The sequence below is a fragment of the Actinomadura coerulea genome, assembly GCF_014208105.1.
In the GTDB taxonomy this organism is placed as follows: Bacteria; Actinomycetota; Actinomycetes; order Streptosporangiales; family Streptosporangiaceae; genus Spirillospora; species Spirillospora coerulea.
Genome location: NZ_JACHMQ010000001.1, coordinates 4,226,172 through 4,246,047 on the forward strand (window position 1 = coordinate 4,226,172; position 19,876 = coordinate 4,246,047).

The window sequence follows — 19,876 nt, forward strand, 5'->3', positions numbered from 1 at the left end:
CTGACGCCCGACGCCCCGGAGGGGCCTTTTGGACCGGGCGTCCCGTCTGTCAGATCGTGTGCATATCTGTACGGAATCGCCTGGCGGACAGGCTGACAACAACGATCTTCTTGTGAACAGGTGAGCGGCCGGGTGACCGTGGTCTCCGTCGCGGGCTCTGCGCCCAGTCCCCTACCAGGAGACCCGATGAAGCTGCCTTCGTACGCCGCCGCCGTCGTGACGGCGACCCTCCTCACCTCGTTCACCGGAACGGTCGAGACCCCGGCGGCCCTCGCGGCCGGCGGCCAGGCCCCCGGCGTCCAGGCCCTGCCGAGCGTGAACATGGAGGCCACCGTCAAGGCCGCCCAGATCGACCCCCGGAGGGCGGACGACACGCTGACCCCGGGAGCCAAGGCCAGCGTGCTCCTGGTCGAGCAGGCGCTGCGCGACCGGAACCTGCTCGACGCCACGTGGGTGGACGGCTACTTCGGCACCACCACGGTCGCCGCCTACTCGAAGTACCAGAAGTCTCTCGGCTACACCGGTCTCGCCGCCAACGGGCTGCCGGGCAAGGCGTCGCTCGCCAAGCTCGGAACCGGGCGCTTCGCCGTCGCCGACGCCATCGAACCGGGCGCCCGCGTGTCCACCGGCGGGGTCGTCGTCAACACCCGGACACGGAGCATGCTGGCCGAGGCGGAGCGGCTGCTCGGCCGCGACCTGGCGCTGGACCAGGGCTCCTACAACCCCGGCGGCGACCCCACCTCCGCGGGCACCCACGACGGCGGGGGCGTCGTGGACGTCTCGGTGAAGGGGATGGACTCCGCCACCCGCACCGCGGTCGCCCGCGCGCTGCGCCGTGTCGGCTTCGCCGCATGGGTGCGCAGCCCCGCCCAGGGCGACTGGCCGTGGCACATCCACGCCGCCGCCATCAGCGACACCGACCTCTCAAGCCAGGCCCAGCACCAGACCGGTGACTACTACCTCGGCCTGAACGGCCTCTCCGGCCGCGGGCCCGACGACGGCCCGAAGGTGACCATCCGCACCTGGGAGGAGTACCAGCGCAGCTGACCCCGTCCGTACACCAGGCGACGACACACCAAGCGACGACGCAGACAACGACGACAGACAGGCACGGCAACAGGAACGAGAACAGAAGGCGAGAACGGCATGAACAAGCTCACCAAGGTCCTCACCGCCACGGCGACCGGCGCGGTCACGCTCGGAGGGGTGGCGTCCGTCTACGTGTCGCCGGCCTCGGCGGCGGCCCGCGACGGCAAGTGCGACAGCGGCGAGTTCTGCTACTACTACAACAGCGACAACCAGGGCTCGATCTCCGACTTCACCGGTTCGGTCGCCGACTACGGCACCACCCAGCCCTCCTGCTACGACTTCAAGGGCGACGGCAACGGCAAAGGCCTGTGCGTCAAGAACAACGCCGCCTCGGTCTGGAACAACAGCACCAAGACCGTCCGCGTCTACTACAACAGCAACTACGGCGGCAGCTACCAGGACTTCAAAGCAGGCGCCAAGGGCAACCTGAACGCCACGCTGAAGAACCAGAACGCCTCCCACGAGTTCTCGCCGTCGTCACGCACGAACATGTCGTACGGGCTGTACTCGGCGAGCGGCGGGAGCATCACCTGCGGCTTCGACGGCTACACCACCACGCCCGGCCGGCACGAGGGCATCGACATCGCCCGCGGCATCGGCTCCGACGTCCACGCCCTGGTGGCCGGTAAGATCATCTACATCGCGCGCGGGGCCACCGGCAGTTCGGGGCTGTCCACGATCTCCGTCTACAACGCCTCGCTCAACAAGACGGTGATCTACCTGCACTCCGCTCCGCGGTCCTCGCTGAGCGTGGGCCAGTCGATCAGCCGCGGCCAGGTCATCGCCGACGAGTCGTGGCACGGGGTGTCGTCCAGCTCGGGCGCCCACACCCACGTCGAGATGCGTCTCGGGCAGCAGACGCACGCGGCCAAGAGCGTCAACGACCCGACCCTGGACAACCCGAACCCGACCACGTTCTGGAACTCCCAGGGCTACAACGTCCGATAGGGCGCAGCGGCCTCCACCAGAGGGGAAGACGACTGTGTCGAAACGAAGCGCGCGCCTGATCTCGCGGCTCACCGCGACGACCGCCGCCCTGGCGCTCGGCGGGACCGCCCTCATCCCCGCCTCCCCCGCCTCGGCCGCCGCCCGCGACGGCAAGTGCGACAGCGGCGAGTTCTGCTACTACTACAACAGCGACAACCAGGGCTCGATCTCCGACTTCACCGGTTCGGTCGCCGACTACGGCACCACCCAGCCCTCCTGCTACGACTTCAAGGGCGACGGCAACGGCAAAGGCCTGTGCGTCAAGAACAACGCCGCCTCGGTCTGGAACAACAGCACCAAGACCGTCCGCGTCTACTACAACAGCAACTACGGCGGCAGCTACCAGGACTTCAAAGCAGGCACCAAGGGCAACCTGAACGCCACGCTGAAGAACCAGAACGCCTCGCACCAGTTCCTGAGCTCGACGCCACCGCCGACCGGTTGCAAGACCGACGGCACCGACAGCAAGCTCCCATCGACGATCCTGGTGTACCGGGTGTCGCTCGGCCGGGTGGACCGGGTGGCGTTCAAGACCTACGTCAAGGACGTCCTGCCGAACGAGTGGGTGTCGAGCTGGCCCGCGGAGTCGCTGAAGGCCGGGGCGATGGCCGTCAAGAGCTACGGCTGGTACTGGGCGCTGCACTCGACCCGCAAGACCTCGGGCGGCCAGTGCTTCGACGTCTACGACACCACGTCGAGCCAGGTCTACAAGCCCGGCTCCGCCAAGGCGTCGACGAGCGCCGCGGTGGACGCGACGTGGGGCACCCGCATGACCCGCGGCGGAAAGATCCTTGAGGCCCACTACTGCTCCACGACGACGGCGTGCGGCGGCTGGGTCACCGGGGACTGGATGTCGCAGTACGGCTCCCGCGACAAGGCCGAGGCGGGCTGGAGCTACTCCAGGATCCTCACGGCCTACTACAACGGGATCGTCCTCTCCTGATCCCTCGACCGTCCGACCGGGCCCCCCGCCGCACCCCCTTCGCGGCGGGGGGCTACGGCCCTTCGACGATGACCTGGAAATTGACCGGACGGCTTCCGGGGAACGCCACCTTCCCCTCACCGTCCACCACCTTGAACCGCACGTAACACAAGCCCGGTTTCCGGGGCGTGGTGATCTCGGTGCGGATGTCGACCGCGTGGCCTGGTTCCGTGTCGGCGATCGGCACTTCGGAGATGGTCTGGCAGTTGTCGGCCTTCTGCGGGAGGTCGAGGCGGCGCAGCGAGTAGCCGTCCCATGGGACCGTTCCGGTGTTCTTGAGCCGCCACACCTTGGTGACGCTCTGGCCGGTGCCGACGCGCGTGCAGTCGGGAAGCGTGATGTCCGCGACGAACTTGGCCTCGTCGCCCTTGTGCCTCGGCGAGGCCGGCGCCGGGTTGGTCGGCTGCACCGGGCAGTCGGCCGGGGTGAGCGCGTTCTTCGCCCGGTTGCCGTACTCCTCCATGCCGTCCTTGCCGGAGTCGTGGTCGACCACGATGAGGACCACGGCCCAGGTGCCGATGACCGCCGCCGCCAGCGCGACCGCGCCCGGACTGCTCAGCCGGAACCGCCCCCGGCGCTTCGGCGCCGGGAAGACCGCCCGGACGTCGCCCGCGATACGCCCGTGCGGCGGCGGCGGGGCGGGCCGGGACGCCGAGGTCCCGTCACCCTTCGGAGGACCCGGCGGCTCGACGGCGACGGGTAAGGCCAGGCCCTCCCCGGCGCCCGGGACGGAGGCTTCGAGCGCGGCGGGCGCGGGCCTCCCGGCGCTCGCCGACCTGACCGCCCGGTTCGCCCTCTCCCAGCGTTCGCGGTACGCGGCCGGCTCCGCGCCGCACGCCTTGACGAACTCGACGGTGGTCCCCCAGCTCGGGAGCCGGTTGCCCTTCGTGGCCTCGTGCAGCGTCGTGTGCGAGATCGCCCCCGACCTTCCGGACATCTCCCGGAAAGGCGGGTTGCCGACTGATTCCCGCAGTTCTCGCAGAACCGCCGCGAAGTCCTCGATCGCCTCCGCCTGTGCACGCATGTGGTCCACCGGGTGAAGCTAACAGCGCCCACGTCCTCCCTCAAGCACGGTTTTTTATCGTTTTTCTTCCGTTCCGGTCGCCTTTCGGACTGATCAACAGCTGAGGCGATACAGGTCCCGCCCCGTGCCCGCGCCCGCGCCCGCGCCGCGGGCCCGGCCGCCGGGGGTGCGGGCGAAGCCGCGACGGCCGAAGGCAAAGTCCGATGGACGTAATTTTGTCCAAGACACTCAACCCCGGTGTTTCACGTGCTCACGGCATGCCCATACCTCAATGGTGTCGCCTGAAGCCAGGAGTTGGGCATGAGATTTGGGTTGAATACCGGCGATTCGGCATGGGTGCTCGTCAGCTTCGCCATGGTGCTGCTCATGACGCCGGGACTCGCCCTCTTCTACGGCGGAATGGTCCGGGCGAAGAACCTCGTCAGCGTCCTGTACATGAGCTTCGTCTCGATCGCCGTGGTGACCGTCGTCTGGTTCGCCTACGGGTACGGCCTCGCGTTCGGCGACGACGTCGGAGGAGCCGGCGTCATCGGCTGGGGCAGGTGGCAGTTCCTCAGGACCACCCCGTCGGTGCTGAGGGGCGTCATCCCGGAGTACGTGTTCTCGATGTTCCAGCTGGTCTTCGCGATCATCACGCTCGCGCTGATCAGCGGCTCGGTCGCCAACCGCGTACGGCTCGGGCCCTGGATGGTCTTCGGGGTGGTCTGGGTGACCCTCGTCTACCTCCCGATCGCCCACTGGGTGTTCTCCAAGGGGGGCTGGATCAACCGGTGGGGCGCGCTGGACTTCGCAGGCGGCCTGGTCGTCGAGCTCAACTCCGGCATCGCGGGCCTGGCGCTGGCGCTCGTGCTCGGGCCGGGGCTGCGCTTCCGCAGGGAGGGCCCTCCCGAGCCGAAGAACATCCCGCTGGTGATGGCCGGCATGGGCCTGCTGTGGTTCGGCTGGTTCGGGTTCAACGGCGGATCGGCACTGACGGACGGCGCCCTCGCGGCGAACGCCGTGGTCAACACCATGATGTGCGGGTGCGTCGCGATGCTCGCCTGGATGCTGCTGGAGCGGGCCCGGTTCGGGCGGTTCTCCAGGCTGGGGGGCACGACCGGCGCGCTCGCCGGCCTGGTGGCCATCACCCCGGCCTGCGGGTACGTCAACCTGTTCGGGGCGACCGTGCTCGGCATCGTCGTCGCCGTGGTCTGCACCTACGCCGTCGAGGTCAAGACGTCCGTCGGGTACGACGACACCCTGGACGTCGTGGGCATCCACGGGGCCGGCGGCATCGTCGGCGTGATCCTGCTCGGGTTCTTCGCCACCGGCAAGTACGGCAGCCCCACCGCCGGTCTCGTCTACGGCGGCTCGGTCTCCCTGCTCGGCAAGCAGGTCGTCGCCATTCTCGCCGTCGGCTGCTACAGCTTCGTGCTGACCTACGTCATCGGCAAGGTCGTGGACGTCCTGCTCGCCTTCCGGCCGAGCGCCCGCGAGGAGGCCGAGGGCCTCGACACGGAGCTGCGCATCGGGTGAGCGCGTCCGGCCGTCACAGCGGGAGGGTCCTGCGCAGGCGGCGGGCCTGGACGGCCGCCTCGCCGAGGACGCCCTCGCCGGACGGGCCGGGCAGGCCCCGCGTCGGCTGCGGCCGCCCGTCGCGGATCGCCGCGGCCATCTCCCGGAGCTCCGCCGAGAGGGCCCCGACCGCCCGCTCCGGCGGCGGCTCGGCACCTCCCCGGACCTTGACGGACGCGGCGGTGACGGTGTCCACGAGCGCGTCGAGGGCGCCCAGGACCGGCAGCCAGGCGGCACCCGTGCGGCCCGCCGGCGGGGGTTCGGACTGGATCTGCCGCAGGTCGGCCCGGACGGCGTCGAGGCTGCGGTGCAGCGCCCGGCGGTCCCGGGCCCGGACGTCCCGGGGGCCGGTGAAGGCCTCGTCGAGGTAGTCGGCGAGCGCCCGGATCCCCGCGGTGAACCGCTCGCCGATCCGGACCCGCCGGCTCCACGGCCAGAGGGCGTACCCGAAGACCATCACGATGACGCAGCCGAGGAGGGTGTCGGACAGGCGGGCCAGCACGAGCTCGCCGGAGGGCTGCGGCGAGGTCATGTCGAACAGGAAGAGCATCAGGGGGGTGACCGCGACCGTCCGCATGGCGTAGGACCTGGCCTTCAGCACCGGGATCAGACCGCCGAGGACCGCCGCGAGCGGCACCGCTGCCCAGCCGCGCGGGACGGCCGCCAGGACCAGCAGGGTGGGGACGGCCGCCGCGACCGTGCCGACCGCGCGCAGCAGGGACCGGACGAAGACCGAGCCGAAGTCGGGTTTCAGGACCACGGCGACCGTCAGCGGAAGCCAGACGGAGTGCACCGTGGGGATCCAGAGGTCGTGGAGCACGCCCGGGAACTCGACGAACGCCGAGGCGATCGCCATGCACAGGGCCAGCCGGAGCCCGTACCGCCAGGCCGCCGCGGTGGTGAGGGCCATCCGGGCGGCCCGGTACGCCCGGGCCGGCAGCGGGGGCGGCAGGCCGAGCCAGTCGGGGTCCTCGGGGTGCGTCTCCGACAGCCGCCGCCGGGCGAACTCGACGGGCCGAGCGAACGCCGGGTCCCCGCGGAACGGCGCGATCCCCGCGTCCCGGTCCCCGGTCCGGACGGCGTCCGCGATGCGCCGCACCGCCTCGGACAGCCCTGGCGGCGCGGGCCGCTCGGACCGGATGAGCAGGGTGAGCGCCTCCAGCAGTGGCGTGGCGGCGTTGAGCATGGCGACCAGCCACCGCGCCTCCTCGCCCCAGCTCTCGTTGTCCCGGACGCGATGGCACATCAGCGCGTCCTGCGCGGTGTCCACCGCCATGCTGAGCTCCAGCCGGGCATCACCCGGGTGGGGGGCGGCGTCGATCAGGTCGGCGGCCCTGCCGTAGACGTCGGCGACGGCCCGGTGCTCGGGTCCGGGGCGGCGGCTCCACGACCGCCAGCTCAGCACCGCCAGGACGAGGTAGAAGGCGCCGCCCGCGAGCTGGCAGAGCGGGGGAAGCCACCACGACCCGAGCCGGGGCAGCCCCGTACCGATCACGTTCATGAACAGCAGCGCCAGCGAGGCCCCCGACGCGACGTTGCCGACCGAGCTGACCAGCCCGGACAGCAGCGCGACCGCCGTGGTCATCGTGACCGTCGCCCAGCCGCTCCCGTGGGCGAACGGGCCGACCACCAGGCCCGCCGCGCCCGCCAGTTGCGAGACGACGAGGCCGAGCGCCCTCGACCGGTAGGGGCCGGTGTCGGGCCGCATCGTCGCCAGCACCATGCCGGCCGCCGCGAGCAGTCCGGCGCGGGGCTCGTCCAGGGCCAGCGACACCGCGATCACCGCGCCGAACGCGACCGCCGCGCGGACCGCGCCGAGCCAGGGCACGGGGCCCCTGGACGGCGCGAGGGCCCGGCTCAGCCAGTTCCCCTCAGCGACCCGTGTGGCGCCCATCGGCACGGACGGCCCGCGTCAGACCGCTTGGAAGGCCGCGTACAGGAGCGTGAACACACCGATGCCCAACCCGAGGGAGAGGAGCACGTTCGTCAAGCCCCTGGCGTACTTCCCGTCTTGGAAGAGGTGGACTGTGTCCAGCTCGAAGGTGCTGAAGGTGGTCAGCGCGCCGCAGAAGCCCGTGCCGACCAGACCGTCCGGGCCCGCGCTCGTGGTCACGCCGTGCAGGGCTCCCAGGGTTCCCGTGCCGAGGAGGTTGACCGTCAGCGTCCCCCACGGGAACGCCTTCCCGAACCGGTTCTTGACGATCGTGTCCAGGACGAAGCGCAGCATGGCGCCGCACGCTCCTCCGACGAGCACCAGCAGGGCGATCATGTCGGCGGGCCGCCCTCCGGTCCGGCCGAGCGGGCCGGCAGGAGCTTTCCGCCCCACAGGCCGGCGGCGACCGCGATCCACCCGCCCACCACGCTGACCACCGCGTAGACGGCGCCCTGGTCCCAGGCCCCGGCGCGGCCGAGGGCGTGCACGCCGTCGATGAGGTGGGAGAACGTGGTGAACCCGCCGAGGTACCCGGTCACCAGCAGCGGACGGGCGACGGGGTGCGGCCTGCCCTTGAGCAGGTACGTCGTCAGGATCCCGATGAACAGGCAGCCGAGCATGTTCACGAGGAGCGTCCCCCAGGGGAAGCCGTGCCGCGCCCCCGGCATCGCCTTGATGAGCAGGTCACGGGCCAGGGCCCCGACCGCTCCTCCGATCGCGACGTCGAGCAGCGCGCGCGGCTTGATCCCCGGATGGCGGGGCGGCCCCTTCCTGCGCCGGTCCAGGACGGTGGCCTCGGCCGCCTCCCGGCGGAGCAGCCGCCCGGCCCGGCTCCCCGGATGCCCCATGGACGGTGTCACCACCTGCGCCGGCCGGGGGCGGGGACGCCGAGCAGCAGCCGGCGGACGGCGTCCCAGACGTGCATGAAGGCGGTCTCGACCTCGGGCGAAGCCTCCCCCAGGACGCGCGCCCAGGCGCCCCGGTCCCCGGGGAGGACGCTGGCTCCGGCCCGCAGTCCCGTGCGGGCGAGCGCCTCGTGCATCACGTCCGCCACGGCCTGCGCGGGCCTCCGAGTGGTGACGACGTACAGGGACGCCAGGACCCCGAAGTCGTCCATCACCGCGGGCCCGGTCACCGCCCGTTCCTCCGGTACCAGGTGGAGCGGGTCGGCGAACAGCAGCCCTCCCGTGGTGTCGTGCACCTCGACGTCGCTGCAGTACGCCGTGTACGCGTGCCGTTCGCCGCGGGCGAGCCGGCCGGCCAGCAGCGTCTCGCCCACCAGGACGGTGGCATCAGGAGGGGCGTTGACGGCGATGTGCTGGTAGAAGCGGGTTCCGCCGAAGGGGATCGTCGTGTCCGGCAGGTACTCCAGGTAGCCGCCGGGGCCCACGGCGAGATTGACGAGCTGTGTGGCGTAGTCCTGCTCCATCCGGTACAGCCGGGTGGCGCCCTGCGTGGTCACGTGGACGGACGCGCCCGCCCCGCAGGAGATGTCGACGCGGTAGCGGTCCCCCTGGAGGACCCCGCCTCCGGACGACATGAGCATGACGTACGGGAGATCCGGCGCGCCGGGATCCGGGTAGAGAGGCCGGGTGATGTGCAGCGGCGCCTTCTGGTAGTGGCCGGTCAGCTCCGTCCGGTCGCCGATCGGCTCGAATTCCAGGTCGAGGACGCCGACCTTGCCGGGGCTGCCGGCCGGGAGCATGTCCACGGCGCCGGCGTGCCGCCGCACGGGCTCGGGCACCCATCGGGGAAGGTACCGCTCGGGCGAGAGGCGGTCGGTCCCCCCTGCGCCGCCCTCCGTCGCTACACCGGCGAGATACACGCCGCTCCCGCCCGCGCCTCGATGAAGTCGACGACCTCCGCGACGCCGGTGCCGGCGAGGCAGTCGGTCAGCGCGACCGGGCCCTCGCCGCGCACCGCCCGCGCGTCCCGTTCCATGACCGCCAGGTCGGTGCGGACGTACGGGGCGATGTCGATCTTGTTGATGACCAGCAGATCGGAGTCGGTGGTGCCGGGGCCGCGCTTGCGCGGCATCTTCTCGCCCTCGGCGGTGTCCAGGACGAAGATGTACACGTCGGCCAGCGCCGGGCTGAAGGTGAGCGTGAGGTTGTCGCCGCCGCTCTCGAACAGCAGGAGGTCGAGCCCGGGGAAGCGGTCGAGCATCTCGGCCGCCGCCGCCAGGTTCATGGTCGGGTCGTCGCGGACGGCGGTGTGCGGGCACGCGCCCGTCTCGACCCCCACGATCCGCTCGGGGTCGAGCGTCCCCGCCAGGGTGCGGCGGACGTGCTCGGCGTCCTCCTGGGTGTAGATGTCGTTGGTGATGACGCCGATCTGGTGGCCCAGCGTCTGCAGCCTCGGCACCAGCACCTCGATCAGCGCCGTCTTGCCGCTTCCGACCGGGCCTCCGATGCCCACCTTGAAGACCTTCTCCAGCTCCATCCCGCCTCCTTCGTGTCAACGGATCAGGTGACGAACAGGCGGGCCTCCGCCCGCTCGTGCGCGGCCGAGACGACGTCGGCGACGGGCACCGAGCCGTGCAGCTCCCGCGGGTCGCGGACGGCGAGCGCCGCCCGCGCGACCCGCGCGAGGTCCGGGCGGACCTCGCACAGCAGCCGCTGGGCGCGGCGGAAGTCGGTGCGGCCCAGGCGCACCGCCGCCGCCGTCCAGCTCGCGGCGAAGGCGTACAGGTCGGCGGCGACCGCGTGCGCCGCGGACACGCCCAGCCCCGCGTACAGCGCACCGACCACGACCGCGTGGTTGCCCGGCGCGGCCTTGTCCGCCACCAGCTCCGCCAGCCGGGCGGTCTCGGGCACCGGGAAAGCGAAGGCCGCCGTGTCCAGGACCTGCCGGCCCGTCCGGGTCGAGGCGCGCCGCTGCTCGCGGTTCAGCTTGATCGCGTGCAGCCGCCGGTCGACGCGGACCAGCTCTTCCCAGTCGGCCTCGCGGGCCGCGCGGTGCGCCAGCGCCAGGGCGGCCGCGTCCGCCGGGCCCACCGTGTTGTCCAGCAGATCGGTCAGCAGCTCGCGCAGGTTCTCCGGCCCGGTGATCTGGAGCTGGACGTACCCCTCCAGACCGTGCGACAACGTGTACATCCCGCTCGGGAAGCCGGAGTCGGTGAGCTGGAGCTGGGCCAGCAGCGGATCGAGGTCCGCGGTGCCCGGACGTGTGCTCATGCCAAGAAGAAGAGCCGGTTCAGCGGCAGCTTCGTGGCCGGTTCGATGTGCGCGGGCTCCCCGTCCACGGTCACCCTGTAGGTCTCCGGATCGACCTTGATCTCGGCGAGCGTCGAGTTGCGGAGCATGTGGCGCTTGTCGACGGTCCGGCACTGGCGCACCGGCCGGATCAGCCGCTTCAGTTCGAGCCGCTCGGGCACGCCCGCCTCGATCGCGGCGCCGGACATGAACGTCGCGCAGGTGCTCGACAGCGCCCTGCCGAAGGCCCCGTACATGGGCCGGTAGTAGACGGGCTGCGGCGTCGGCAGGGACGCGTTCGGGTCGCCCATCTGCGCCCAGCTCACCATGCCGCCCTTGACGACCATGGAGGGCTTGGCTGCGAAGGAGTGGACCGGCCACAGCACGATGTCGGCGAGTTTGCCGTCCTCCAGGGACCCGATCGTGTCCGCTATCCCGGAGGCGCGGGCCGGGTTGATGGTCAGCTTGGCCAGGTAGCGCAGCACCCGGAAGTTGTCGTTGCGGGACGAGTCCTCGGGCAGCGCGCCCCTCTTGTCCTTGTTGTGGTGGGCGACCTGGAAGGCGCGGGTGAACGACTCGCCCACCCGGCCCATCGCCTGGGAGTCCGAGCCGATGATGCTGATGACGCCGAGGTCGTGCAGCACCGTCTCCGCCGAGATGGTCTCGGCGCGGACCCGGCTGTCGGCGAACGCCACGTCCTCGGGCACGTCGTAGCTGAGGTGGTGGCAGACCATCGTCATGTCCAGCAGCTCGTCGACCGAGTTGGCGGTGTAGGGCAGCGTCGGGTTCGTGGAGGCGGGGAGCACGTTGGGCTCGCCCGTCACCCGGAGGATGTCGGGGGCGTGCCCGCCGCCCGCGCCCTCGGAGTGGTACGTGTGGATCGCGCGGCCGTTGATCGCGTTGATGGTGTCCTCGACGAAGCCGGCCTCGTTCAGGGTGTCGGTGTGGATGTTGATCTGGATGTCCAGTTCGTCGGCGACCGACAGCGCGCAGTCGATGACGGCCGGGGTGGCGCCCCAGTCCTCGTGGACCTTCAGACCGGCGGCGCCCGCGGCGATCTGCTCCTCCAGCGGGCCCGGCAGGCTGCTGTTGCCCTTGCCGTAGACGGCGATGTTGATCGGGATGTCCTCGTAGGCCTGGAGGATGCGGGAGATGTTCCACGGGCCGGGGGTGGTGGTGCAGCCGCGGCTGCCGTCCGCCGGACCGGTGCCGCCGCCGACCAGGGTGGTGATCCCGTTGCTCAGCGCGTGCTGGGCCTGCTGCGGCGTGATGAAGTGGACGTGGGTGTCGATCCCGCCGGGCGTGGCGATGAGGTTCTCACCGGAGATCACCTCGGTGGTCGCGCTGATGATCAGACGCCGGTCGACGCCGTTCTGGGTGTGCGGGTTGCCCGACTTGCCGATCCCGGCGATCTTCCCGTCCTTGATGCCGATGTCGCCCTTGACGACGCCGAGCACCGGGTCGATGACCAGCGCGTTCGTGATCACCATGTCCAGGGCGACCGACCGCCCCGACGCGGGGTCGGCCGACATGCCGTCGCGGGCGGTCTTGCCGCCGCCGTACTGGGCCTCGTCCCCGTAGTGCCCCTCGGTGTGGTCCTTCTCCACCTCGACGACGAGGTCGGTGTCCGCCAGGCGGAGCCGGTCGCCCACCGTCGGGCCGTACATGGACGCGTACTGCTGACGGCTCATCGTGGTCATGACGGCTCAGCCCTTCTTTCCGGAACGGGAGGATTTCGTCTTCCCGGTCGTCTTCTTCGGCGGTTCGACCGGCTCGTCGAGGTAGCCGCGCTTGTGCATCCGCCGCAGCGCGGTGCGGTGGGCCTCGCTCGACCGGACGCTGCCGTTGAGCAGGCCCCCGAATCCCACCAGCCGCAGCCCGCCGCCGTACTCGACCAGGGTCACCTCCTTGGTGTCCCCGGGCTCGAACCGGACCGCGGTACCCGACGGGATGTCCAGCCGTTTCCCGAACGCCTTGTCGCGTTCGAATTTCAGCGCCCGGTTGGCCTCGAAGAAATGGAAGTGCGACCCGACCTGGACGGCGCGGTCGCCCGTGTTCTGCACCAGGATGGTCTCCCTGGGCTGACCGGCGTTCAGTTCGATATCGCCCTCGCCGTACATGTAAACGTCATCCGACATGGGACTCCTCTCCTTTCGTGTCCGCCGTCACCCGACGTGGAATCTCCTGAAGATGACCGTGATCCCGCTCATGGCCGTGGCCGTGCCCATGGCCGTGGCCGTGTCCGGGGGCGGCGGATGCCAGCCCGTCGTCGCCGTCCTCGCTCCACCGGCGTTCCGCCTCGGCCACCCGTTCGCGGATCAGCGCGGCGAGCGACGCGGGGCCGAGGAGCGGGCCCGAGGTCCGCGCACCGGCCCTCTGGGGCACCGGGGCGAAGGAGGCGGGCACCAGGACGACGTCGTCCGCCCCCAGGCGCCGGCAACGCTCGACGCCCTCGTCCACGTCCGGCTCACCACCTGACAGTGCGACCTCCACCCAGCGGACGGGCGTGTACTGCCACACCAGCCGCGCCACCCTGAACAACTCGGCGTCGGATTCGGGCCCGGCGGCGGGCGCCACGAGCAGGACCGCTCGCTCCCCCGCTCCGTCGCGCAGCGTCCGGGTGACCGCGCCCCTGATCCAGCCGACCAGGTGCTCGGCCGTGCCCAGCGGCCCGGCCAGCAGCAGGTCTCCCGGCGCGCGTTCCCGGGCCGCCCAGCTCAGGGTCTGCGCGGTGACGACCGGCAGTTCCGGGTCGCGGCCGAGCGTCATCGGCACCGCCACGAGCCGGTCCCGCGGCCGCACCGCCGCGTGCAAGTCCCGTCCCGGAGCGTGGACGCGCGGGCCCCCGGGGCCGACCAGGTCCGGAATGCACCGGCCCTGCCGGCTCTCGTGCCCGCCGACCAGGACGACCCGCCGGCCGCCGGACACTACTTGCCGCCGACCGGGTCGTGGCAGGAGACCAGCTTGGTGCCATCGTCGAAGGCGGCCTCGATCTGGATCAGCTTCAGCATCGCGCGCACGCCGGGCAGCACGTCGTCGGACCCGACCACCCGCTTGCCGAGCTCCATGCACTCGGCGACGGTCCTGCCGTCCCGTGCCGCCTCCACGATCGCCGAGCTGATCAGCGCCACCGTCTCGGCGTAGTTCAGCTTCAACCCCCTGTCCCGGCGCTGCTGCGCCATCTGGGCGGCCGTGAAGAGGACCAGCTTGTCCATCTCCCGCGGGGTGAGGTTCATCGGTTTCCTTTCCGCGCCTGGTCGCCGCCGGCGGTCACCCAGCGCGCTCGATCTTGTGAAGCATCGGGACGGCGGCGAGGAACACCCAGGTCACCAGCACGAACGGCCAGGTGAGGGTGTGGCCTCCGACCACCTCGAACAGGGTTCCGACGCCGGCCGTCAGGCCCGCCGCCGCCACCGTGCCGATCACGGCGTAGACGGCGCTCACCGAGGTGACCGCGACGAACGTGCCGAACAGCGCGAGCCCGGTCAGCACGGAGTTGTAGCCGTAGAGGCCGGCCCCGAGGTCCGCGGCCTGCGCACCGAGGGCCCAGCCGGTGAGCAGGCCGATCAGGCTGGAGACCAGCGCCACCAGCCCCGTCACCCATCCGGCGACGACCAGGCCGGCCAGGAAGACCAGGCCGACGTACCACTTGTCCTGGAAGAACACCTGGCCGACACCGTTGAACGTGCCCTTCCAGAAGTACGTCCAGCTCATCGCCGTGCCGGGAGCGGACGCGGACGGCGGGGCCGACCCCGCGTGCTCCGCCCACACCCGGCCGAAGGACGGCCCGCCGATGACCATCACGGACGTGACCACGCAGAAGGGCGCGGTGAACGTCGGCAGGTCGTACGGCGTGAGGACCGCGCGCAGCGCCGAGGTGAGCACGCTGCCCGCGATCGCGCCGCCGACGACCAGCAGCGCCGTCATCCACCGGGCGTCCAGGTACAGCACCAGGCTGACGCCGATCAGCGTGCCGCAGAAGCCCTCCAGCCCGAGCGAGATCCGCTCCCGCCACGAGACTCCGAACAGGTAGGCGGTGAGCGTGGCGGCGACCGTCCCCAGCAGGCCGAAGACGCCGAACTGCCACCCGCCCGCGAACAGGGCGGCGAGGAATATGAGGCCGGTCCAGTAGTTCGGCTGGAAATCGACCTGCGCGATTCCTCGCGGAATGGTGAGAAGATGGTCAAGACCTCGCCGCCGCTCCGGTTCCGCCACCGGTTCCGTCGGATCCGGTGGCGTGGGTGCCGAGGACAAGTGCCGACTCCTTAACGCCCCGCACGTAAACGCGGAGCACGAATCCCGTACGCCTCGGCTGATTCCCGCTGCCTCGGTCGGCTAGCTCAAGAGAGTGCACGTTTCGGGTCAACCATCGGCGCGCGGGATCGGCCCGGAAACCCCGCCGCGTTTCACGGCGACGGTAAGGCTCGGCAATTCCTTGGTGATCGTCCCGTCGCCGGGCGCGGGGCGGGCAGGAACGGGTCGTGAGCGACCAGCGGCCCGCGGAGACGATCGTCATCCGCGATGTGCGGATCTTCGACGGGGTGGGCGACCGGGTCCGGACCGGGCACGTGGTGGTCGAGGGCACCAAGATCAAGTCCGTGGGCGCCGGCGCTCCGCCCGCGGGCGGAGCGCCCGGCACGGTCGTCGACGGGCGCGGCGGCACGCTCATCCCCGGCCTCAGCGACGCCCACGTCCACCTCGTCCTGGCCGGGGCCACGCAGGCCGAGCTGATGCTGGGCGGCGCGGGCGTCGGCTACCTCAGGGGCGCGGCCGAGGCCCGCGCGATGCTGATGCGCGGGTTCACGACCGTGCGCGACATGGCCGGCGACACCGGCGACCTCAAACGGATGATCGATGCCGGGGCGCTGCCCGGCCCCCGGATCTACCCGAGCCAGGCGGGCCTGTCCCAGACCGGCGGGCACGGCGACTTCGGCATGGTGTACGACGTCCCGACCGCGCTGGGCGGCGCGGCCTCCCGCGCGGAGCGGCTCGGCCTCATGCGGATCGCGGACGGCACGTCGCAGGTGCTGGCGGGCGTACGCGAGCAGCTGAGGAAGGGCGCCTCGCAGATCAAGATGATGGCCGGCGGGGGCGTCGCGTCCGCCTACGACCACCTGGACGTCCTGCAGTACACGGCCGGCGAGCTGCGCGCCGGGGTGGAGGCGGCGGCCGACTGGGGCACCTACGTCGCGGTGCACGTCTACACCGGCCCCGGCATCCGGCGGGCCGTCCGGGCCGGGGTCCAGGTGATCGAGCACGGGCATCTGGCCGAGGAGGACGACCTCGCCTTCATGGCCGACGAGGGCGTCTGGCTGTGCACCCAGCCGTTCGCCGAGAGCGACCACTCCTACCCGGATCCGGCGTCGGCCGCGAAGAACCGGCGGGTGTGCGAGGGGGTGGAGCACGTCTTCGGCTGGGCCCGCGAGCACGGCGTGCGCGTCGCGTTCGGCACCGACCTGATGCTGGACCCCGCCCGCAGCACCAGGCAGAGCGAGATGCTCGCGCGGATGGCCGGGCTGGCGGGCGGCCCTCTCGCGGCATTGAAGATCGCCACGTCCGGCAACGCCGAGCTGTTCCGCAAGGCCGGGCCCCGCGACCCCTACCAGAACCCGACGCCCGCCGACGCCGCCGCGCACGGGGAGGTGCCGCACCTTGCGCGCCTGGGAGTGATCGCCGAAGGGGCATGGGCCGACCTGCTCCTGGTCGGCGGCGACCCCACCCGCGACCTCGCGCTGCTGGCCGATCCCGCCGCGAACCTGAAGCTCATCGTCAAGGACGGCCAAATCTTCAAGAACACCCTCCCCTGACTCAGGGGTCGCGGCGCAGGACGATGAGCGCGACGTCGTCCTCGCGGTGGCCGAACTCGGCGATGATGCGGTCGCTGTAGGCCTCCAGGTCGTCGTCCACGTCGGTGGCGAGGATCCTGAGGCGTTCGAGGTTGGCGGCCAGGGAGACGGTGCGCTCCTCGACCAGCCCGTCGGTGATGAGCACGACGGTGCCCCCCGGCGGGACGCTCGTCTCCTCCAGGCCGAGCCGCTCGGCGGGGAAGCCGAGCAGCAGGCCGCCCCTGCCGCCGTACTCCGCCCGCCCCTCGGCGATGTGGAGCGGCGGCAGGTGGCCCGCGTTGGCGACCTTCAGCCGTCCCGTGCGCGGGTCCAGCGACATCAGGCACATCGTGGCGGTCTGGTCGTCGTGGTAGCGCTGCATCACGTTGTTGAGCAGCCGGAGGATGCCGACGATGTCATGGCCCTCCGCGGCGAAGGCGCGCATCGCGTGCCGGAGCTCCGCCATGACGGTGGCCGCGTGCAGGGAGTGCCCCTGCACGTCGCCGATGGCCACCAGGACGTCCTCGCCGCGGTCGATGACCTCGTAGAAGTCGCCGCCCACCTCGGCCTGGTCGCTGGCCGGCTCGTAGCGGACGCTGAACGCCCAGCCGGGCATGGCGGGGTGGACGGCGGGCAGCAGGCTGCGCTGGAGCGTCAGGGAGATCAGGTGCTCCTCGGTGTAGGAGCGCAGCGCCTCCATCGCCAGGGCCACCGCCTGGCCCAACTGGCGCAGGAGGTGGGTGGCGTCCTCGTCGGCCGCGCCGCGCGCCTCGATCGCCACGCCGATGGCCGGCCGGCCGCGCTTGGCCCGCGTGGTCACCAGCAGGATGTCCCCCTGGGGCTCGCTGTCGGGCAGCAGCTCCCGCCACCGCGCCTCGGGCACGGCGGCGAGGCGGGTGCCGGTGTCGTCGCCGAGGCCGGTCGTCGCGGCGAGCCGCGCGGGCAGGTCGGGAGGGCAGGTCCGGTTCCACGGCTCGTGGCCCAGGTGGACGGTCCTCCTCACCTGCCCGTCCGGGGGGAGGATGTACACCGCCGCGGGCGCCGAGAAGATGTCGAAGGCGCCGCGCGCCGCCACCGCCGCGAGCCCGTCGAAGGTCGTCGCGGCGTTGATGGCCAGCGAGGTGCTGGTGAAGGCCGCCATCCGCTCCGCGATCCGCTCGGCGCGCCGCCGGGCCCGGTAGTAGCGCAGGACCGCCTCGACGGTGGCGATGAACTCGCCCGGGTCGATGGGGTCGGTCATGTAGCCGTCGGCGCCGCGCCGCAGCCCGTGGGTGCGGTCGGTGGCCTCGACGGCCGTGGCGGAGATGTGGACGACGGGCAGCGACGCCGTCGCGGGGGCGGCCTTGATCTGCTCGCAGACCTCCATGCCGTTCGCGTCGGGCAGATGGATGTCCAGGACGACCAGATCGACCTGGTGCTCGGCGAGCCGCTCCCAGCACTGGGCGGCGGTGGCGGCCTCCACGACGGTGTGCCCGGCGCGGCGCAGCCAGCTGCCGATGATGTAGCGCTTGGTCTCGTTGTCGTCGACGACCAGGGTGGTCACGGTCGGCATCACGTCGCTCATGGCGTCCGTGCCGTTCGCCCGGCCCGGGCCCGCGCCACCGCGTCGGCGAGCATGACCGGGGCGAGCTGGGCCTGGTCGAGGACGGCGTCGACGCGCTCCGGCAGTGCCCCGTCCGATGCGGCCGCGTCCGACGGGGCGATCAGCACGACGGCGGTCCCGGGCGGCGGCCCGCCCGGCTCGCCTACCGCGCCGGCGGCGGAGATGTCGGGTCCGAGCAGGATCAGCTCGGGCGGTTCACCGGAGGCGGCCAGGTCGCGGACGCTCCCCGGGTCGCCGGCCTCGCTGACGCGTTCGGCGGCGTCGCCGATCATGTCGCGCAGGACCCGGCGCCCGGCCTCGTGCCCGTCGGCGACCAGCACGTGCGCGAGGCCGAGTTCGGCCAGGCCCTGGTACGGAGGCAGGCGCAGCGTCACCGTCGTGCCCGCGCCGACCTCGCTCTCCAGCGTCAGATCTCCGCCCAGGGCCTGGGCGAGGCGGCGGGAGTAGGTCAGCCCGAGCCCCGTCCCTCCCGGCTTGCCGCCCGGCACCTGGTAGAACTCCTCGAAGACGCGCTCCTGCTCGCCGGGCGGGATGCCGATCCCGGTGTCGGTGACGAGGAACTCCAGGTGGCCCGGGGTTCGCCGGGTCGTCAGGCGCACCTCGCCCTCGTCGGTGAACTTGAGCCCGTTGGCCACCAGGTTGCGCAGGACGCGGGTCAGCATCACCTCGTCGGTGACCAGGCTGAGGGCCCCCGCCTCGGCGGGCTCCACCCGGAGCCGCACCCCCGACTGCTCGGCCATGGGCGTCATCAGGTCCGCCAGCTGCCGCAGCATCGAGGGCACCTCGACGAAGGTGCGGCGCGGCGCGAGCCTGCCCTGTTCGGCCTTGGCCATGTCCAGCAGCTCGTTCACCAGGGACAGCAGCGTCTCGCTGGCGCCGGCGATCAGCGAGACCTGGTGCCGCTGCTCCTCGGTGAGGGGTTCGGCGGCGGGGTCCAGGAGCAGCCGGGCGAGCCCGATGACGCCGTTGACGGGCGTGCGCAGCTCGTGGCTGATGTTGGCCCAGAAGCGGTTCTTGGCCTCGCCCGCCTCGCGGAGCTGGTCGGACTTCTCCTCCAGTTCGGCGTACAGCGCCACCACCCCCCGGTTGGTCTCCTCCAACTCGGTGGACAGCTCGTTGTAGAGGGCCATCACGCCCTGGTTGGTCTCCTCCAGCTCGGTGTTGAGCGCACGGAGCTCCTCGCTCTGCCGCCGCACGTCCTCCAGCGTCCGCAGGAGCTCGGCGTTCTGGGTCCGCAGCTCCTCCAGCGCGGTGGCGGGCTGCAGGCGTCCCAGCCGGGCGCGCAGGTCGGTGAGCGTCGCGCCGGTCACCGCGGTGGCGTCCGCGGGCAGGTTCTTGGCGAGCCGGACGGTCCGCCGCGCCTGCGTCCCCGTCTCCTCGACCAGGTCCATCAGGCGCGCGGCCGCGGTGTCGCCCTCCTTCGAGCGGGGGGCGCCCGGCACGGGCGCGTACTCCATGTCGATCAGCAGCCGCGGCGCCGGCCGCCGGTCGACGCGGAAGGCGACCGCGACCTTGCCGCAGTGGGCCACCAACTCCCGGCCGATCTCGCTGAGCGCGGTGGCGACCCGCACCTGGTCCTGGAAGTCGAGACGGACCGCCGCGGCGACATGGCGCCCGGCCTGGCGGAGGGCGAAGACCCCCTCGTCGTCGCCGACCCCCAGTCGCAGCAGTTCCTCCGCCATCGG

General features: G+C 71.9%; 19 protein-coding genes. 5 read left to right on the forward strand and 14 right to left on the reverse strand.

The genetic code is table 11. The features are described from left to right. The first annotated feature begins 186 nt into the window (after positions 1–186). From BKA00_RS19295 to BKA00_RS19305, 3 genes are all read left to right on the forward strand, one after another. The gene (locus BKA00_RS19295; RefSeq protein ID WP_185026935.1) at positions 187–1,047 is read left to right on the forward strand and encodes a peptidoglycan-binding domain-containing protein; all 861 of its coding nucleotides are present in this window, start codon (positions 187–189) and stop codon (positions 1,045–1,047) included. A gap of 99 nt (positions 1,048–1,146) precedes the next feature. Then, on the forward strand, positions 1,147–2,037 hold the full coding sequence (locus BKA00_RS19300) for a peptidase inhibitor family I36 protein (RefSeq protein WP_185026937.1): 891 nt from the start codon (positions 1,147–1,149) through the stop codon (positions 2,035–2,037). A 34-nt stretch (positions 2,038–2,071) separates the two neighbouring features. After that, on the forward strand, positions 2,072–3,019 hold the full coding sequence (locus BKA00_RS19305; RefSeq protein ID WP_185026939.1) for a peptidase inhibitor family I36 protein: 948 nt from the start codon (positions 2,072–2,074) through the stop codon (positions 3,017–3,019). A gap of 52 nt (positions 3,020–3,071) precedes the next feature. Here BKA00_RS19305 and BKA00_RS19310 read toward each other — a convergent pair whose 3' ends face one another. Further along, positions 3,072–4,082 (reverse strand): NBR1-Ig-like domain-containing protein, encoded by a 1,011-nt coding sequence (locus BKA00_RS19310; protein WP_230298579.1) that lies wholly within the window; start codon positions 4,080–4,082, stop codon positions 3,072–3,074. 300 nt (positions 4,083–4,382) lie between these two features. Here BKA00_RS19310 and BKA00_RS19315 point away from each other — a divergent pair, with 300 nt between their 5' ends. Then, positions 4,383–5,597: an ammonium transporter gene (locus BKA00_RS19315; RefSeq protein WP_185026943.1), complete on the forward strand. Its 1,215-nt coding sequence runs from the start codon at positions 4,383–4,385 to the stop codon at positions 5,595–5,597. A gap of 13 nt (positions 5,598–5,610) precedes the next feature. Here the strand turns inward: BKA00_RS19315 and BKA00_RS19320 are convergent, their stop codons facing one another. From BKA00_RS19320 to BKA00_RS19370, 11 genes are all read right to left on the reverse strand, one after another. Then, the gene (locus tag BKA00_RS19320) at positions 5,611–7,530 is read right to left on the reverse strand and encodes an FUSC family protein (RefSeq protein ID WP_185026945.1); all 1,920 of its coding nucleotides are present in this window, start codon (positions 7,528–7,530) and stop codon (positions 5,611–5,613) included. 18 nt (positions 7,531–7,548) lie between these two features. Beyond that, a complete protein-coding gene (gene crcB / locus BKA00_RS19325; protein WP_185026947.1) occupies positions 7,549–7,905 on the reverse strand; it encodes a fluoride efflux transporter CrcB in 357 nt (118 codons plus the stop codon). Further along, positions 7,902–8,417, reverse strand: coding sequence for a FluC/FEX family fluoride channel (locus tag BKA00_RS19330; RefSeq protein ID WP_185026949.1), 516 nt, complete (start codon positions 8,415–8,417; stop codon positions 7,902–7,904). Before BKA00_RS19330 ends, crcB begins: the two co-directional genes overlap by 4 nt. 8 nt (positions 8,418–8,425) lie before the next feature. Further along, positions 8,426–9,313, reverse strand: a complete 888-nt coding sequence (locus tag BKA00_RS19335; protein WP_230298561.1) for an urease accessory protein UreD — start codon at positions 9,311–9,313, stop codon at positions 8,426–8,428. Between the two features lie 62 nt (positions 9,314–9,375). Continuing rightward, entirely contained in the window at positions 9,376–10,011 is a 636-nt protein-coding gene (ureG, locus tag BKA00_RS19340) for an urease accessory protein UreG (RefSeq protein WP_185026951.1), read from the reverse strand. Positions 10,012–10,034: 23 nt separating this feature from the next. Then, positions 10,035–10,745, reverse strand: coding sequence for an urease accessory protein UreF (locus BKA00_RS19345; protein ID WP_185026953.1), 711 nt, complete (start codon positions 10,743–10,745; stop codon positions 10,035–10,037). Further along, positions 10,742–12,463: an urease subunit alpha gene (gene ureC / locus BKA00_RS19350; protein ID WP_185026955.1), complete on the reverse strand. Its 1,722-nt coding sequence runs from the start codon at positions 12,461–12,463 to the stop codon at positions 10,742–10,744. Before ureC ends, BKA00_RS19345 begins: the two co-directional genes overlap by 4 nt. Positions 12,464–12,469: 6 nt before the next feature. Then, positions 12,470–12,901, reverse strand: coding sequence for an urease subunit beta (gene ureB / locus BKA00_RS19355; RefSeq protein WP_185026957.1), 432 nt, complete (start codon positions 12,899–12,901; stop codon positions 12,470–12,472). Then, on the reverse strand, positions 12,891–13,691 hold the full coding sequence (locus tag BKA00_RS19360) for a sirohydrochlorin chelatase (RefSeq protein WP_185026959.1): 801 nt from the start codon (positions 13,689–13,691) through the stop codon (positions 12,891–12,893). The genes ureB and BKA00_RS19360 overlap by 11 nt, the downstream gene beginning before the upstream one ends. Then, positions 13,691–13,999 (reverse strand): urease subunit gamma, encoded by a 309-nt coding sequence (locus BKA00_RS19365; RefSeq protein ID WP_185026962.1) that lies wholly within the window; start codon positions 13,997–13,999, stop codon positions 13,691–13,693. The genes BKA00_RS19360 and BKA00_RS19365 overlap by 1 nt, the downstream gene beginning before the upstream one ends. A 34-nt stretch (positions 14,000–14,033) precedes the next feature. Further along, positions 14,034–14,978 carry an urea transporter gene (locus BKA00_RS19370; RefSeq protein WP_338072148.1) on the reverse strand — a complete coding sequence of 315 codons (945 nt, stop codon included), beginning with the start codon at positions 14,976–14,978 and terminating at the stop codon, positions 14,034–14,036. A 266-nt stretch (positions 14,979–15,244) separates the two neighbouring features. On the opposite strand from BKA00_RS19370, the gene BKA00_RS19375 reads away from it, so the two are divergent. Beyond that, positions 15,245–16,570, forward strand: a complete 1,326-nt coding sequence (locus BKA00_RS19375) for a metal-dependent hydrolase family protein (RefSeq protein ID WP_230298562.1) — start codon at positions 15,245–15,247, stop codon at positions 16,568–16,570. Between the two features lies 1 nt (position 16,571). Here BKA00_RS19375 and BKA00_RS19380 read toward each other — a convergent pair whose 3' ends face one another. Both BKA00_RS19380 and BKA00_RS19385 read right to left on the reverse strand, forming a co-directional pair. Beyond that, positions 16,572–18,152, reverse strand: coding sequence for a fused response regulator/phosphatase (locus tag BKA00_RS19380; protein WP_185026965.1), 1,581 nt, complete (start codon positions 18,150–18,152; stop codon positions 16,572–16,574). Next, positions 18,149–19,873 (reverse strand): sensor histidine kinase, encoded by a 1,725-nt coding sequence (locus tag BKA00_RS19385; RefSeq protein WP_185026967.1) that lies wholly within the window; start codon positions 19,871–19,873, stop codon positions 18,149–18,151. Before BKA00_RS19385 ends, BKA00_RS19380 begins: the two co-directional genes overlap by 4 nt. Between the last annotated feature and the right edge of the window lie 3 nt (positions 19,874–19,876).